Source organism: Roseburia hominis, assembly GCA_040702975.1.
In the GTDB taxonomy this organism is placed as follows: domain Bacteria; phylum Bacillota; class Clostridia; order Lachnospirales; family Lachnospiraceae; genus Allocoprococcus; species Allocoprococcus hominis_A.
This window is the reverse complement of the sequence record CP159990.1, coordinates 1,783,125-1,798,695: the sequence shown is the minus strand read 5'-3', so window position 1 is coordinate 1,798,695 and position 15,571 is coordinate 1,783,125. Positions and strand designations below refer to the sequence as shown.

Below are 15,571 nucleotides of genomic sequence, written 5' to 3'. Positions count from 1 at the left end.
GTATGCTTGGCAACCGAGATGAACGTCCACTGGACGTTCACTTAGGTATGCTTGGCAACCGAGATGAACGTCCACCGGACGTTCACTTAGGTATGCTTGGCAACGCATATCTGCCCCTTCCGGCATTCGCCAAATGGACAGGCGGGCGTACTCATTTAGTTTCTTATACGACAGGATAAAGACTGACATATTTTGACATTTTAAAAATATGTCAGTCTTTTTATTTATTTTTTATAATTTTTTCCATTTTTTCATTGCATGTACCTATGCAAATAGAGTATAATATGAACAGGATCAGGATATGGAAAATCTATCTATTTTTCCCCTGACTTTTCTCTCAGGTACGGCTGTTCCTGAGAAATACATGAAAAAGGAGTTGAGCTGTATGAATTTTATCATTAGCGGAAAGAACATCGACATAACCCCCAGTCTGAAACAGACCGTGGAGCAGAAACTTGGAAAGCTGGAAAGGTATTTTACTCCTGAAACAGAGATTATCGTAACGCTTAGCGTAGAAAAGGGACGCCAGAAAATCGAGGTCACCATTCCTGTCAAGGGCAATATTATCCGCTCTGAGCAGGAAAGCACCGATATGTACGTATCCATCGACCTTGTAGAAGAAGTGATCGAGCGTCAGCTTAGAAAGTATAAAACAAAACTCATTGCCAAACATCAGGGCGGACATGATCTCCGTCAGGAATTCATCGACGAGGAAGATGCTTCTCTGGATGCCGATGAGATTCAGATCGTCCGCACCAAACGTTTCGGGATCAAGCCGATGTTCCCAGAGGATGCCTGCATTCAGATGGAACTTCTGGGACATAACTTCTATGTATTCAGTAACGCAGAGACCGAGGAAGTCAATGTGGTATATAAACGGAAAAATGGAACCTATGGCCTGATCGAGCCGGAATTCCAGTAAAGCCGAATAACGGCCGCCGTAACAAGTAGTTTCTGGCATATAACTACCTGTTACGGCGGCTCTTTTTGTTGCCAAGCATACCTAAGTGAACGTCCAGTGGACGTTCATCTCGGTTTCATCTCCGAATACGCTATTCGTCAAACAATAATACTTCCCCCTCTGCCACGGCAAAATAACACAGTTCACCCGCTTCTATGTGTGCCTGTCCGTTCGTTCCCTCCGTGATCTCCACTGTCAATTCCTGTTCTTCCTCTACACTTGCCATGATCTGAATCTCCACGGCATCGGTATATATGGTGTCCAATACATGGATTCCCCTCTGTCCCAAAATATACTGGATCTTTCCAAGCCCCGTATAATCGGTGCGGATCGTCAGCTTCTTCCCCCGGCATTTCTCGATCACGGTGCTGGCTGCAATTCCCGCTTTCGCCGCCTTCTGATAGGCCCGCACCAGTCCGCCGGTTCCAAGAAGGGTGCCTCCAAAATACCTGGTCACCACCACCATCGTATCATGAAGCCCCTCTGCATTCAATACGTCCAGCATCGGTTTGCCCGCGGTTCCCTGGGGTTCGCCATCATCGCTGCACCGCTGCATTTGCGAGTGATCCCCAAACACATATGCATAACAATGATGTCTGGCATTCCAGTAGGTCTTGCGCATTTCCTCCAAAAATGCCGCCGCTTCCTCTTCACTGTGGACCGGGCGAACCACTGCGATAAAACGCGATTTCTTCTCCACTACCTCATCTTGTCCTTCTCTATAAATAGTCTTATAATTCTTCATTTAAAACTCCGCCTTTCCCTCTATCCTGTCAAAAGCTTTTCCTTCTTTTTTGACTCTTTGCCATTATATTTAGTATACAAAGCCCGCCGTCCTGTTGCAAGAAAATTACAAAATTATTACAGGCTTCTTACCGTCGACAAAATAACTGAAGTTTTTCTTAATTTTCTCTCACGGATTCGTGAAGATTGCAAATTATGCTTTATTCTCCCGGACAAGTTTGTTATAATAATTCAATATGAAGGAGGCAGTAATTCATGAATTATGGAAAAAGAAAGGCTTCTAAAAAGCAGAAAGAAATCACTTCAAAATCGAATATGCGAAAGAAAAAAATTGGAGTTCGTCTGTTCAAGGGATTCTTGCTTTGTATCGTAGCACTGTGTCTTCTGGGTGTAGCAGGCGGTGGCATTTTCGTAAAAAGGATCATCGATAATGCGCCGGAGATCACCCCGGAGAGCATCAAGCCTCAGGGCTACACTTCTACGGTATACGCGAATGACAATGTGACCGAGACCGAACATTTCAAGGCAGCCGGCTCCAACCGTGTCTATAAGACGATCGATGAGATTCCGGTAGATCTCCAGCACGCATTCGTGGCAATCGAGGACTCCCGTTTCTATACCCACAATGGTATCGATCCCCAGGGTATCCTCCGGGCTTTCACTGTGGGACTTGTCAATGTCATAAAGGGCGGAGAGTTCACTGAGGGTGCCAGTACCATCACCCAGCAGCTCATAAAGAACAATGTGTTTCCGGATTTCGTGAACGAAGAGACCTTTATGGATAAGCTGGAACGTAAATTTCAGGAACAATATCTGGCGCTCCAGATTGAAAAACAGCTCAGCAAGGACGATATTCTGGAAAGTTATATGAATACGATCAACTTAGGCCAGAATACCCTTGGCGTGCAGGCAGCATCCAAGCGTTATTTTAATAAAGATGTCTCAGAGCTGACCTTATCCGAATGTGCAACCATTGCCGGAATCACGAAAAATCCGGGGCGTTATAATCCGATCACCAATCCTGAGGACAGTGCCAAGAGACGGAAGAAGGTTCTGGACGATATGCTGGAACAGGGATTTATCGAACAGGACGCCTATGATGAGGCCATGGCAGATGATGTCTTCACCCGTATTGCAAATGTGAATACTGAGCTTCAGGATGATGTCACTGTTTACAGTTATTTTAACGATGCTCTGGCAGAACAGCTTATGGATGACATGACTTCCGAGGATGGTCTTGGTTTTTCTGAGACACAGGCATACAACTACATTTACAGTGGTGGTCTCAGCATTTACTCCACACAGGATCTGCGGATGCAGGCCATCTGTGATGAAGAGTTGAATAATGATAACAACTACCCTTCCAAAGTGGAGTGGGGCATTGATTACGCACTGACCGTAACGCGCGCCGACGGCACGCAGGAGAATTATAGCTCCGGACATGTAAAAATCTTCGGACGTGAGAAATACAATGATGATCAGGGACTTTTGTTCTCTTCGAAGGAAGCGGCACAGAACCGGATCGAGGCCTTTAAGCAGAGTATTGCCAAAGAAGGGGATACCTACTACGAGGTTCTGAACCTTTCCCCACAGCCACAGGCTTCTGTCACCATCATGGATCAGAAGACTGGTGAGATCAAGGCCATGGTCGGTGGGCGCGGTCCTAAAGTGACCAGTCGCAGCCTGAACCGTGCCTATACCGGCTCTAAGCGGCAGCCCGGTTCCTGCTTTAAGATCCTTGCCGTTTATGCACCTGCCCTTGACAGCGCAGGAAAGAGCCTTGCTACCATCATTCGGGATGAGCCTTACAAATATGCAAACGGCAAACAGGTCCGCAACTGGTGGGGGAACTCTTATCGCGGAGATGTAACGATGCGTACCGCTATTCAGGATTCCATGAACGTCTGTGCCGTAAAGATGATTACCGAGATCACCCCGCAGCTTGGCTTTGACTACTGCCAGAAGCTGGGACTTACGACCCTGGTGAAGAGCCGGGATATCGAAGGCTACGGTAAGGTCACCGATATCGGCCAGCCTTTGGCACTTGGCGGTATCACCGACGGTGTTTATAACTATGAGATGACTGCCGCATATGCGACCATCGCAAATGGCGGTGTTTACAACAAACCGATCCTTTATACGAAGGTCCTGGATCATGACGGCAATGTTTTGATCGACAATACCGGGAATTCCAAGACTGTATTAAAAGATACCACTGCCGCACTTCTGACCAGTGCCATGCAGGATGTTGTCAAAAAAGGTACCGGTACCGACGCCGCTCTCGACAATATGCCTGTTGCCGGAAAGACAGGTACCACTTCCAACGATGTAGACCTCTGGTTCTGCGGTTACACACCCTATTATACCTGCTCCGTATGGACAGGCTATGATGATAACAAGCATATGACTGGTGAATGGAACTTCCATTTAAAGATGTGGTCCCGTATCATGGAACGGATTCACGAAGGACTGGAATACAAGAATTTCACAATGCCGGGTTCACTTGTCAAGAAAACGGTATGTACAAGGTCCGGAAAACTTGCCATCGCAGGCTCGTGTCCTTCCATTACAGAGTGGTTTGCCGGCGATACCGCCCCCACCACCAGCTGTTCCGGTCACGGGGAACCTGCTGACAAGGATGACGATGACGACGATAAGAAAGACGACGATAACAAGACTACTACGGACCCAAAACCGACTCCGACGCCAACGCCGACTCCGACTCCTGAACCGACCCCGGAACCGACTCCGACTCCTGATCCGGAACCGACTCCAACTCCTGATCCGGAACCGACTCCGGACCCAGCGCCGACTCCTGATCCGACGCCAAGCACTCAAAGTACAGAGTAGATGATTTCTTTCATAAGACACTTTACCTTCTCCGTAATTTGATTGAAATGCCAGACACTCTTTTATAATGCCCCAAAAGGGATACTGTATTTTTACTTCGGCATGCTTAAAAAAATAAAAAACCAGGAACATTTCCTCACAAGAAACGTTCCTGGTTTTTTATTTTCTTAAAACGCTAATTCGAAATCCCTGTATCTTTTCCGTTCTACAAAATACCGTATCGAATCCGGTTACTTCTTTCTACGCCAGCAACAGCTTCACTGCCCCATAGATTCCTGCATCATTTGCCAGTTCTGCAAGCACGAACCTCATATCCTTGTTTGCAAAAAAGGCTTTCTCTCTGAACGGTTTTTCGATATATCCAAGCAGGACCTCCCCAGCCTTTGAAACGCCGCCGCCGATCACGACCACGTCTGGATCGCATATGGCCGCAAGGTTCACTAACGCATTGCCCAGATAATTGCCAAACTCTTCCGCGATCTGGATTGCCACCTGATCTCCTTCTTTCACTGCATCAAATACAGATTTTGCAGTGATTGCTTCCAGACTCTCTTCACGGAGGATACTCGGTTGGTCATCCTTTACAAGTCTGCGCCTTGCAAGACGTGCGATTCCTGTTGCGGACGCATACTGCTCCAGACACCCTTTATTGCCGCAGCCACAGCATTCTGTCTCCTCGTAATTTACACGAATATGGCCGATCTCTCCTCCGGCGCCGTGGCTTCCCACCACACATTTTCCATCTACGATCACTCCTCCTCCGACTCCGGTTCCCAGTGTGACCATGATCATATCACGACAGCCCCTGCCGCCACCCATCCACATCTCTCCCAATGCCGCTACATTGGCATCGTTTCCCGGAGCTACACGCATCCCGGTCAATTCTTCCAGTTCCCGCTTGACTTCTTTATACCCCCAGCCAAGATTCGCAGTATTCCTGACGATTCCCTCGTCTGTCACCGGCGCCGGAATTCCCATACCTATTCCGAGAATCTGCTCTCTTTCCAGACTCTTCTCCCTCATCTTGTTTTGGATTGTCTCCGCGATATCCGGCAGAATCGCCTCTCCGTCATTCTCCGTCCGGGTCTTAACCTCCCATTTATCGAGTAACGTGCCATCTGCCTGAAATAACCCCAGTTTTACAGTTGTTCCTCCAACATCTACGCCAAAACAATACTCCATCTCGTCTCCTCCTATCTCTTCCTTAAATTCTCCTGCACGCGACGATAGAGCTCCTGAGCCGCGTTATATCCCATTCTCTTCTGCCTGTGGTTAACGGCAGCTGCCTCAACGATAATCGCAAGATTCCTGCCCGGCCGAATCGGAATGCTGTGGCAGACCAGCTTATTTCCCAAAAATTCCGTGTATTCCTCGGTAAGCCCCATGCGGTCGTATTCCTTGTCTTTGTTCCACTCCTCCAAAGTGATGACCATATCAATATTCTGCGTATCCTTTACGCTCTGCACCCCGAACAGGGTCTTCACATCAACGATCCCGATTCCCCTCAGCTCGATGAAATGCCGGGTGATATCTGGTGCCATTCCCACCAGAGTATCGTCGCTGACCTTATGAATCTCCACCACATCATCGGTGACCAGACGATGGCCTCTTTTGATCAGTTCCAGAGCTGCCTCACTTTTTCCGATGCCGCTCTCTCCCATGATCAGCACTCCAACGCCGTAACAATCCACCAGCACCCCATGAATCGAAATACACGGCGCCAGCTCCACCTTCAGCCAGCGTATGATCTCCGCGGAAAACGAGGAGGTCGGCTGCTCCGTACTGAACACCGGTATTCCTCTCTCCTCCGCCTTTTTTAAGAACCACTCCGTCGGCATCAGGTTCCTGCAAAATATAAAACAGGGGATATCATAGGACAGCAGCGTGTCAAATATTTTCCTCTTATACTCTTCCTGCACAGTCTCCAAATACGTATATTCTACATAACCGATAATCTGCACCCGTTCCGACGCAAAATGATCAAAAAATCCGGTAAGCTGAAGCGCCGGACGATTAATGTCCGGGACCTTGATCTCCCGTTTGGTCAGATCCACATCCGGAGTCAGATTCTTAAGCTTCATCTTGTCTATTACTTTTTTTAGTGCTACACCCATGGTCTCGTTCTCCTTTTTCTATATAGTATCTTCTTTAGGAGAAATGTTCGCCTCGTCCTGCGGGCTGTCTCCTCTAAAGAAATTATACACGTTTCTTGCCGATTTTTCATCCATTGAAGGTATTTTTTTTAATTCTTCCACCGTCGCAGCTCTTATCTCGTCAATGCCGGCAAAATTCCGCATGAGCGCCTTTCTGCGCGCGGGCCCGATTCCCGGGATATCATCCAAAATAGAATGCACCTGCCCCTGACTCCTCAGCTTCCTGTGAAATTCGATGGCAAACCGGTGCGCCTCGTCCTGAATACGCGTGATCAAACGGAATCCCTCTGAATTCCGGTCGATCGGAAGCTCCTCATTTCTAAAATAGAGCCCTCTTGTCCGGTGATGGTCGTCTTTCACCATACCGCATACCGGAATCGCAAGCCCCAGTTCGTCTAAAACCTCCTGCGCGATATTGACCTGGCCTTTTCCGCCGTCCATCATGATCAGGTCCGGAAACACCTGAAAACCTCCCAGTTCCTTTCCCGCCTTTTGTTCTTCCATGCCATGACGGAAACGGCGGGTCAGAACTTCCCGCATACTCGCGTAGTCGTCCGGCCCCTGCACACTCTTGATCCGAAACTTCCGGTAATCATTTTTCTTCGGTTTGCCCCGCTCATATACAATCATGGACCCCACCGACGCAAAACCGCTGGTATTGGAGATATCGTAGGCCTCCATGCGGACGATGCCGCAAAGCCCCAAAAGGGACTCAATCTCTTTTACCGCACCGATGGTCCTGCCTTCTTCCCGCTTCAGGCGTTCCTTGTCCTTTTCCAGTACCATGCGGGCGTTCTTCGCCGCCAGCTCCACCAGCTTCTCCTTCTCCCCTTTTTTGGGAATCCGCAGATGGACCTTATGCCCTCTCTTACTTCCCAGCCACTGGGAAAGAATCTCCTGCTCTTCCAATTCCACCGGCAGCATGAGTTCTGCCGGAATGTAGGGCGTTCCGGCGTAGAACTGCTTGATAAAGCTGGTCAGTATCTCACTCTCCTCATCGCCTTCGGCCACCCTCAGATAAAAATGATCCCGCCCGATCAGGCGCCCTCCCCGGATAAAGAACACCTGTACCACCGCGTCCTCCCTCTCCTTTGCGATGGCAAGAATATCCCGGTCCTCTCCTCCGGTATGCGTGATCTTCTGCTTCTGCGCAATCTGCCTCACGCTGCTGATCAGCTCACGGTACTCGATGGCCTTCTCAAATTCCAGATTCTCAGACGCCTCCTGCATCTTTTTCTCCAGATCCTTTAATAAAATATCATAATTCCCGTTCAGGAACCGTAAAACCTCCTCCACCTTCGCCCGGTACGCCTCCTGCGAAACATAACCCTGGCAGGGCGCATCGCACTGCTTGATGTGATAATACAGGCAAGGCCGCTCCTTCCCTGTATCCCGCGGCAGCGTCCGCTGACAGCTTCGGATATGATATAGCTTCCGGATCATCTCGATCGTGTCCTTCACCGCGGTCACGCTGGTGTAGGGGCCGAAATATTTGGACTTGTCCTTCTTCATCTGACGCGCGAGCAGAATCCGCGGATACGCTTCCCCCACCGTGACCTTAATAAATGGGTAACTCTTGTCGTCCATCAGCATGGTATTGTATTTTGGCCGGTGCTCCTTGATCAGATTGCATTCCAGAACCAGCGCCTCCAGCTCGGAATCCGTCACAATATACTCAAAACGCCGGATATGCGTTACCATCTGTTCAATCTTGACCCCTTTATTCCTACTGCTCTGAAAATACTGCCGCACCCTGTTCTTCAGGCTGATGGCCTTCCCCACATAAATGATCTCATCCTTCTCATCATGCATGAGATAAACGCCGGGTTTTCCCGGCAACTTTTTCAATTCGTCCTCGATAATAAATGTCTGATTTTCCATAGGGATAGTATAGCATGTTTTTGGGAATGGGAAAATACCCGAATCGTCAAAATATAAAAACCGCCATAATCTCCTTCTCGGCACACGAACATCAAAATAAAGATGTCTCTGTGCCCAGTCTGGAAATTATGGCGTTCCTTTAAATGTCTTTTATTTATCTTTGCGGACAACGAGCCAAACAGCCATGCCTGCATAGATATCTGACGGTTTCCACGATGATTAAATACTCCTACAGCAAACTGTAAGGTATCTGACTTACGGTCTGTCCTGCGGAAGAATATAGCCGTCAGCATCGACCTGCAGCGCTAAGGTCCCTTGCTTATCTTCCCCTTCTTGTCCCGGGGAATCTTCTGTCTCTTTCTGTTCGGACTCTTTCTGCTCACTCTCCTCCTTGGAAAGTGCAGCCCCCTTCTTCTCCCCGATCTTTGCCTTCTCCTCTTCCGGCTCCGGAAGTCCTTCGCACTTGCGGAAGATCTTCATGAACTCTTTTCCGGTGATTGTCTCTTTCTCAATCAGGAATTTTGCGATCTGGTCCATCGTCGCGCGGTGCTCGGACAGCAGGCGCTTCGCCTCGGCATACGCCTTCTTCAGCATATCCATGACTTCCTGGTCAATCTCTGCCGCAGTTGCCTCGCCGCAGTTCTGTACCGGTCTGCCGTCCAGATAACGATTCTGGATGGATTCCAGTCCCATAAGTCCAAAACGCTCCGACATACCATACTGCGTCACCATGGCTCTTGCGATTCGGGTCGCCTTCTCAATATCGTTGGAAGCTCCGGTCGTCACGGTGTCAAATACGATCTCCTCCGCCGCACGACCTGCCAGCATTCCGACCAGCATCGCCTCAAGCTCCGCCTTCGTATTGAGGAATTTCTCCTCCTCCGGCGTCTGCATGACATATCCCAAAGCTCCCATCGTTCTGGGAACGATCGTGATCTTCTGCACCGGCTCCGCATCCTTCTGGAGCGCGCTGACCAGGGCATGGCCCACCTCATGATAAGATACGATCTCCCGCTCCTTCTGATTCATGATCCGGTCTTTCTTCTCTTTTCCTACAAGAACCACCTCAACGGCTTCAAACAGGTCGGACTGAGAGACTACCTCCCTGCCATTCTTCACGGCATTGATGGCCGCCTCGTTGATCATATTGGCAAGGTCCGATCCCACCGCTCCGGAGGTCGCAAGTGCGATCTCTTCCAGATTCACCGTCTCGTCCATGCGCACATCCTTGGAATGCACCTTCAGCACATCGATACGGCCCTTCAGATCCGGCTTATCCACGATGATCCGTCTGTCAAAACGTCCCGGCCGAAGGAGTGCCGGATCAAGGATCTCCGGCCGGTTAGTAGCCGCCAGAAGAAGTAATCCCTTGTTCGTATCAAAACCGTCCATCTCCGCCAGAAGCTGATTGAGCGTCTGCTCACGCTCATCGTTGCCCCCGAGCTGCGTGTCACGGCTCTTACCAATCGCATCGATCTCATCGATAAATATAATACAGGGCGCCATCTGCTGTGCCTGCTTGAACAGGTCACGCACACGGGAAGCTCCCACGCCGACATACATCTCCACGAATGCGGAACCTGACAGGGAGAAGAACGGCACATTCGCCTCTCCTGCCACAGCCTTGGCAAGAAGCGTCTTACCGGTTCCGGGAGGCCCTACAAGAAGCGCTCCCTTTGGAAGCTTCGCTCCGATTCCGGTGTATTTGCCCGGATTGTGCAGGAAATCCACGACCTCCTGCAGGGACTCCTTGGCTTCATCCTGTCCCGCCACGTCCTTGAAAGTGACTCCTGTCTTCTTCTCCACGTACATCTTGGCGTTGCTCTTGCCGATGCCCATCACTCCGCCGCCTTTTGACATACGCACCATCATGAAGATGCCCATGCCGGCAAGGAGAATGATCGGAAGAAAACTCAGAAGATTCCAAATGATATAAGATGTGGAATCCGGAATATCCTGTGTGTATTTTACGCCCGCCTTATAAAGTCTCTCCGACCTTGTGGGGTCCTCCACAAGTCCGGTATAATACTGCTTTTTCGGACTGATCTGCTCGCCAAACAGAGAAAACAGGGAATTCTGCTGTGTTCCCTCCGTGCCTTTCTCTTCGGTGGCAGGCTTATTGGAATTCTCCCCATCCTTTACCGTACTTTCTACTACGTCGCTCTCGGAATCTCCGCCCTTTTCCTTCTCCAGTTCCGCCTCCGTCTTCGGGATGATGACAATACGGTCAGATTCAATCTTAACCTCCTTCACCTTTCCCGCATCCACCATATCCAGGAATTCATCATAACTGATCTCCTCGGCGTCGCTGTCCTGCCTGAGCTGAGAATAAGCAAACATCATAACCAACACCAGCACTGCCGCGAAAATAAACATTCCCCAGCCTTGCTTATTGTTTGGATTATTGTTATTATTTCTATTATTTCTGTTATTCTGGTTATCCATACGTATCCTCCTAGGTTTCATCTCTTCTATTATAAGTAGGCGAAAAACATAAATCAATAAAAAGATTATGAAAAGATTGTAAAAAACTACTATTTTATAGTATACTAAATCTGGACTGTTCCTATCCGGGCATTATCTGCCAGGATAGTTCCGAAAACCGTATGGGAAATATGCGGGCTAGGATAAAATTACGATAAGAGAGGAATAGGATTTATGAAAATTGGATTTGACAACGAAAAATACTTAAAAATGCAGTCTTCTCATATCCGGGAACGAATTGACAGATTTGACAACAAACTCTATCTCGAATTTGGGGGAAAATTATTCGACGATTACCACGCTTCCCGCGTTCTTCCGGGATTTTGTCCGGACAGCAAGCTAAAGCTGCTTAAGGAGCTCTCTGAGGAAGCAGAGATCGTGATCGTCATCAGCGCCGCCGATATTGAGGCGAACAAGGTGCGCGGCGATCTCGGTATCACCTATGATTCCGATGTGCTTCGTCTGAAAGATGAGTTCGAATCCGCCGGACTTTTCGTGGGAAGCGTAGTTATTACGCAGTATTCCGGCCAGAACAGCGCCCTTCTTTTTAAGGGCAGACTGGAAAAGCTCGGCATCAAAGTATATATGCATTATGTGATTGAGGGCTATCCGTCCAACGTTCCGCTGATCGTCAGCGACGAGGGCTACGGTAAGAATGATTATATCGAGACCTCCCGCCCGCTGGTAGTCATCACGGCTCCGGGACCGGGAAGCGGGAAGATGGCGACATGCCTTTCCCAGCTCTACCATGAACATAAGCGCGGAGTCCGCGCCGGATATGCCAAGTTCGAGACCTTCCCAATCTGGAATATTCCGCTCAAGCATCCGGTCAACCTGGCCTATGAGGCGGCTACCGCAGATTTGAACGATGTAAATATGATCGATCCCTTCCATCTGGAGGCTTATGGGGTGACCACAGTCAATTATAACCGTGACGTGGAGATCTTCCCTGTCCTCTCCGCCATGTTCCAGCGCATTTACGGGGACAGCCCTTACAAATCCCCGACAGATATGGGCGTAAATATGGCAGGAAACTGCATCTGCGACGACGAAGTCTGCCGTGAAGCATCCAGACAGGAGATCATCCGCCGCTACTATTACACCATGGATCGTTTTCTTTCCGGGCTCTGCCCTAAGGATGAGGCCTACAAACTGGAACTTCTCATGAATCAGGTCGGCGTGACCGTTCATGACCGCAAAGTCGTAGACGCCGCTTTAAAACGTGAGGAGGAGACCGGTGGACCAGCCGCAGCCATGGAACTTCCAGACGGCAAGATCATAACCGGTAAGACTTCCAATCTTCTGGGCGCTTCCGCTGCCCTGATCCTGAATGCGTTAAAGGAACTGGCAGGAATCGATCATGAAGCACACCTGATTTCGCCTCAAGCCATTGAACCAATCCAGAAGCTGAAGATTTCCTATCTGGGAAGCAAGAACCCGCGGCTTCACACCGATGAAGTCCTGATCGCACTTTCCATCAGCGCCGCTTCCGATCCGGCAGCCCAACTCGCACTAAACCAGATTCCGAAGCTGAAAGGATGTCAGGTGCATACCTCCGTCATGCTGGCAAATGTGGATGTGCGCCTGTTCAAAAAACTGTCGATCCAGGCAACCTCTGAACCGAAGTATGAGAAGAAACCGATTTATTAGAAATGGAATTTAGAATTTTTATACTAGGCCGTCATTATTGCAGTAATGGCGGCCATTTGCTTTTTCCCTTGAAAATCTTATAGCAAAGACCACAATATTCTTTTCTAATACTGCATAAGCTCCCTCTTATCATTCGTATATTCCTCTGCACTCTGCCTCGTAATATATCCCTGCTGTATCAGCCGTGACAAATCCATATTGAGCGTATGCATCACACCGCCGCTATGCATCACATTGCCGAGCTGGTGTGTTTTTCCTTCCCGCATCAGATTAAGCGCCGCGTCCGTCCCCAAAAGAAGTTCTGTAGCTACAATACGCGAACAGCCGTCTGCGCGCGGGAGGAGGCACTGGGTCACAATCCCTTTCAATACACCTGCAAGCTGGATTCGTACCTGACTTTGCACCTCTGCCGGACAGGCGTCGATGATACGGTCTATGGTCTGGGCCGCTCCGGTCGTGTGAAGCGTCGACAGGACCAGATGCCCCGTCTCAGCTGCCGTAAGCGCCGCAGAAATGGTCTCATAATCCCGCATCTCCCCCACCAGAATAATATCCGGGTCCTCTCTCAGCGCACTTCGCAGGGCCGCCGCAAAGCTCGTCACATCGCGTCCCGTCTCGCGCTGGTGGATCAGCGCCTTCTTTCCTTCGTACACATACTCGATTGGATCCTCGATGGTGATGATATGGGCGCTGCGCGTCCGGTTAATATACTCTACCATGGCAGCAAGCGTCGTAGATTTTCCGCTTCCCGTCGGTCCCGTCACCAGGACCAGTCCTCTCGGCTGTGCCGCCAGATCATACAGCTTATCCGGGAGTTTCAGTTCCTCCAGGGTAGGGATTCTCTCGTTCAGAAGCCGAATCGTCCCCGCCACCTTGCCCTGCTGACGGAAGAGATTCACCCTCTGGCGTCCCCCGTCCGAAGTCTGAAGGGCAAAATCCTTATCACATCCCGCAAGAAGCGAGCATTTCTGTTCCTCGTTTAACAGACCATAAAGGAGTTCTGCCGTCTCCCTCGCCTCCGGCTGAATCGCCGCCGGGGTAAGCACACCGTGAATCCGGAACAAAAGCGGCATTCCTTCCGACATATGAATGTCCGAAGCCTGCATTTTTCTGGCAAGAAATATAATCTCTTCTATTGTATGCATACTCTATTATCTCCTTTTTCTACCACTCATAGGCAATCTTAAGCATCTCCTCCGGCGTCGTCACGCCCTTCTTCACCAGCTCCAGCGTACTCAGCCGCAGTGTCCGCATCCCCTGCTGCTCCACCGCATACCTGGTGATTTCCTCCACCGTTGCATGATTGCTGATCATCCGCCGGATATTTGTATCGATTGTAAGGACTTCATGAACCGCGATCCTGCCCTTATATCCAGTATGATTACACTGATGGCATCCCATGCCCCGCCATACCGTCCGGACATCCTCACCTAAGAATCTGCGTTCCTCCGCCGTTGTCTCCATCTCCCTTGCACAATTCGGGCAGACCTTGCGCACCAGACGCTGCGCCACCAGGGCAGCCAGCGAATTGGCGATCAGATACGTTTCCACGCCCATATCCGCCAGACGCACGATACTGGACACCGCATCATTCGTATGAAGGGTAGATAACACCATGTGGCCGGTGATGGCCGCACGCACAGAGGTACCGGCCGTCTCACCGTCCCTGGTCTCTCCTACCATGATGATATCCGGATCCTGACGGAGCAGTGCACGAAGCCCCACATCAAAGGTAAGCCCCGCCACGTTATTTACCTGCGTCTGATTCACGCCAGCCATATTCTTCTCCACCGGATCTTCTATGGTCGATATATTGACCTGCCGGGAAGACAAATACTCCAGAATCATGTAGAGTGTCGTAGATTTGCCGCTTCCCGTCGGGCCTGTGATATAAATAATCCCGTTTGAGCTTCTCAGCGCCGGAAGGAACTGCTGGTAGCTATAGTCATCCATTCCGAACTGGCCTGCATGATCGAGCTGCACAGAGGACGCCAGCACACGCAGCACCGCCTTCTCCCCGTACACCGTGGGCATCAGGGATACACGGATATTCACATATCCATCCTCCGTCCGCACGCGGAAATGTCCGTCCTGTGGAATTCTCTTCTCTGCGATATCCAGGTTCGCCATGATCTTGATCCGGGCAATCAGCGACTGATGCACATTTCGCTGTAAGGTCACATATTCCAGGATCACCCCGTCTATCCTCATGCGAACCTTCGTCTCCCTCTCAAAGGGCTCGATGTGGACGTCACTGGCGTTACTCTTGATTGCGCGCTCCACCAGACTGTTCAGAAGGTGAATAATCGGCACCTCCTCGTCCCCGTCTCCCAGCTCCGTAAGATCCAGATCCTCCAGCTCCTCTGCGCCAAATCCCGCATTGGCCTGCTTTGCCGCCTCCTTAGCGCCCGCCTCTGCAAAATAATAGGAGACCGCCTGCCGAAGAGGCTTCTCCTCACTCAGCATGATCTTCAAATAGCATCCCGTCTGCTGACGCACTTCTTCAAGCGCAAAATAATTGATAGGATCGTTGGTCACAAGCTGCATGACACCGCTCTTCACCTGGATCGGAAGAAGCAGATTCTTCTCTGCCAAATCCTTGTCTATCATGGCGACCGCACTTAAATCGACCTCCAGCGCCGACACATCCACAATCTCCAGCTCCAGCCTGGAAGCCAGCGCCTCCAGCACCTGGGGCTCCGAGACAAATCCAAGCTCGACCAGAATCTGTCCGAGACGCCTGTCTCTGTGCTCCTTCTGATAAAGTAGCGCCTGTTCCATCTGTTCCCCGGTTACATAACCCAGCTCCGTTAATATTTCTCCGATTCTCAGATTCTTCTTCAATCCC

The 15,571-nt window shown here is 50.1% G+C and carries 11 protein-coding genes; 4 read left to right on the top strand and 7 right to left on the bottom strand.

The features are described from left to right. Window positions 1-2 precede the first annotated feature (2 nt). Window positions 3-179, top strand: a complete 177-nt coding sequence (locus tag ABXS75_08385; protein XCP86795.1) for a hypothetical protein — start codon at window positions 3-5, stop codon at window positions 177-179. A gap of 206 nt (window positions 180-385) precedes the next feature. Continuing rightward, a complete protein-coding gene (gene raiA / locus ABXS75_08380; protein ID XCP86794.1) occupies window positions 386-922 on the top strand; it encodes a ribosome-associated translation inhibitor RaiA in 537 nt (178 codons plus the stop codon). 130 nt (window positions 923-1,052) lie between these two features. On the opposite strand, the gene ABXS75_08375 is transcribed toward raiA, so the two are convergent. Further along, entirely contained in the window at window positions 1,053-1,706 is a 654-nt protein-coding gene (locus ABXS75_08375) for a YigZ family protein (protein ID XCP86793.1), read from the bottom strand. A 254-nt stretch (window positions 1,707-1,960) separates the two neighbouring features. Between ABXS75_08375 and ABXS75_08370 the strand changes: the two genes are divergently transcribed. Further along, window positions 1,961-4,555 carry a PBP1A family penicillin-binding protein gene (locus ABXS75_08370; protein ID XCP86792.1) on the top strand — a complete coding sequence of 865 codons (2,595 nt, stop codon included), beginning with the start codon at window positions 1,961-1,963 and terminating at the stop codon, window positions 4,553-4,555. Window positions 4,556-4,795: 240 nt separating this feature from the next. On the opposite strand, the gene ABXS75_08365 is transcribed toward ABXS75_08370, so the two are convergent. The 4 genes from ABXS75_08365 to ftsH form a co-directional block, all read right to left on the bottom strand. Further along, window positions 4,796-5,737, bottom strand: coding sequence for an ROK family glucokinase (locus ABXS75_08365; GenBank protein XCP86791.1), 942 nt, complete (start codon window positions 5,735-5,737; stop codon window positions 4,796-4,798). Between the two features lie 11 nt (window positions 5,738-5,748). After that, window positions 5,749-6,669 carry an HPr(Ser) kinase/phosphatase gene (hprK, locus tag ABXS75_08360; GenBank protein XCP86790.1) on the bottom strand — a complete coding sequence of 307 codons (921 nt, stop codon included), beginning with the start codon at window positions 6,667-6,669 and terminating at the stop codon, window positions 5,749-5,751. 18 nt (window positions 6,670-6,687) lie between these two features. Beyond that, on the bottom strand, window positions 6,688-8,589 hold the full coding sequence (gene uvrC / locus ABXS75_08355; protein ID XCP86789.1) for an excinuclease ABC subunit UvrC: 1,902 nt from the start codon (window positions 8,587-8,589) through the stop codon (window positions 6,688-6,690). Window positions 8,590-8,844: 255 nt separating this feature from the next. Beyond that, a complete protein-coding gene (ftsH, locus tag ABXS75_08350; GenBank protein XCP86788.1) occupies window positions 8,845-11,034 on the bottom strand; it encodes an ATP-dependent zinc metalloprotease FtsH in 2,190 nt (729 codons plus the stop codon). 213 nt (window positions 11,035-11,247) lie between these two features. Between ftsH and ABXS75_08345 the strand changes: the two genes are divergently transcribed. Beyond that, complete coding sequence (locus tag ABXS75_08345; protein ID XCP86787.1) at window positions 11,248-12,723, top strand: DUF1846 domain-containing protein; 1,476 nt, start codon at window positions 11,248-11,250, stop codon at window positions 12,721-12,723. Window positions 12,724-12,827: 104 nt separating this feature from the next. On the opposite strand, the gene ABXS75_08340 is transcribed toward ABXS75_08345, so the two are convergent. Then, the gene (locus tag ABXS75_08340) at window positions 12,828-13,868 is read right to left on the bottom strand and encodes a type IV pilus twitching motility protein PilT (GenBank protein XCP86786.1); all 1,041 of its coding nucleotides are present in this window, start codon (window positions 13,866-13,868) and stop codon (window positions 12,828-12,830) included. A gap of 19 nt (window positions 13,869-13,887) precedes the next feature. Beyond that, window positions 13,888-15,567, bottom strand: coding sequence for an ATPase, T2SS/T4P/T4SS family (locus ABXS75_08335; GenBank protein ID XCP86785.1), 1,680 nt, complete (start codon window positions 15,565-15,567; stop codon window positions 13,888-13,890). Between the last annotated feature and the right edge of the window lie 4 nt (window positions 15,568-15,571).

What these genes read in the sequence shown, in the direction of transcription:
- ABXS75_08345 (XCP86787.1), top strand. Translation starts at nt 11,248, where the DNA reads ATGAAAATTGGATTTGACAACGAAAAATACTTAAAAATGCAGTCTTCT.
- uvrC (XCP86789.1), bottom strand. Translation starts at nt 8,589, where the DNA reads ATGGAAAATCAGACATTTATTATCGAGGACGAATTGAAAAAGTTGCCG.
- raiA (XCP86794.1), top strand. Translation starts at nt 386, where the DNA reads ATGAATTTTATCATTAGCGGAAAGAACATCGACATAACCCCCAGTCTG.
- hprK (XCP86790.1), bottom strand. Translation starts at nt 6,669, where the DNA reads ATGGGTGTAGCACTAAAAAAAGTAATAGACAAGATGAAGCTTAAGAAT.
- ABXS75_08365 (XCP86791.1), bottom strand. Translation starts at nt 5,737, where the DNA reads ATGGAGTATTGTTTTGGCGTAGATGTTGGAGGAACAACTGTAAAACTG.
- ABXS75_08385 (XCP86795.1), top strand. Translation starts at nt 3, where the DNA reads ATGCTTGGCAACCGAGATGAACGTCCACTGGACGTTCACTTAGGTATG.
- ABXS75_08370 (XCP86792.1), top strand. Translation starts at nt 1,961, where the DNA reads ATGAATTATGGAAAAAGAAAGGCTTCTAAAAAGCAGAAAGAAATCACT.
- ABXS75_08340 (XCP86786.1), bottom strand. Translation starts at nt 13,868, where the DNA reads ATGCATACAATAGAAGAGATTATATTTCTTGCCAGAAAAATGCAGGCT.
- ftsH (XCP86788.1), bottom strand. Translation starts at nt 11,034, where the DNA reads ATGGATAACCAGAATAACAGAAATAATAGAAATAATAACAATAATCCA.
- ABXS75_08375 (XCP86793.1), bottom strand. Translation starts at nt 1,706, where the DNA reads ATGAAGAATTATAAGACTATTTATAGAGAAGGACAAGATGAGGTAGTG.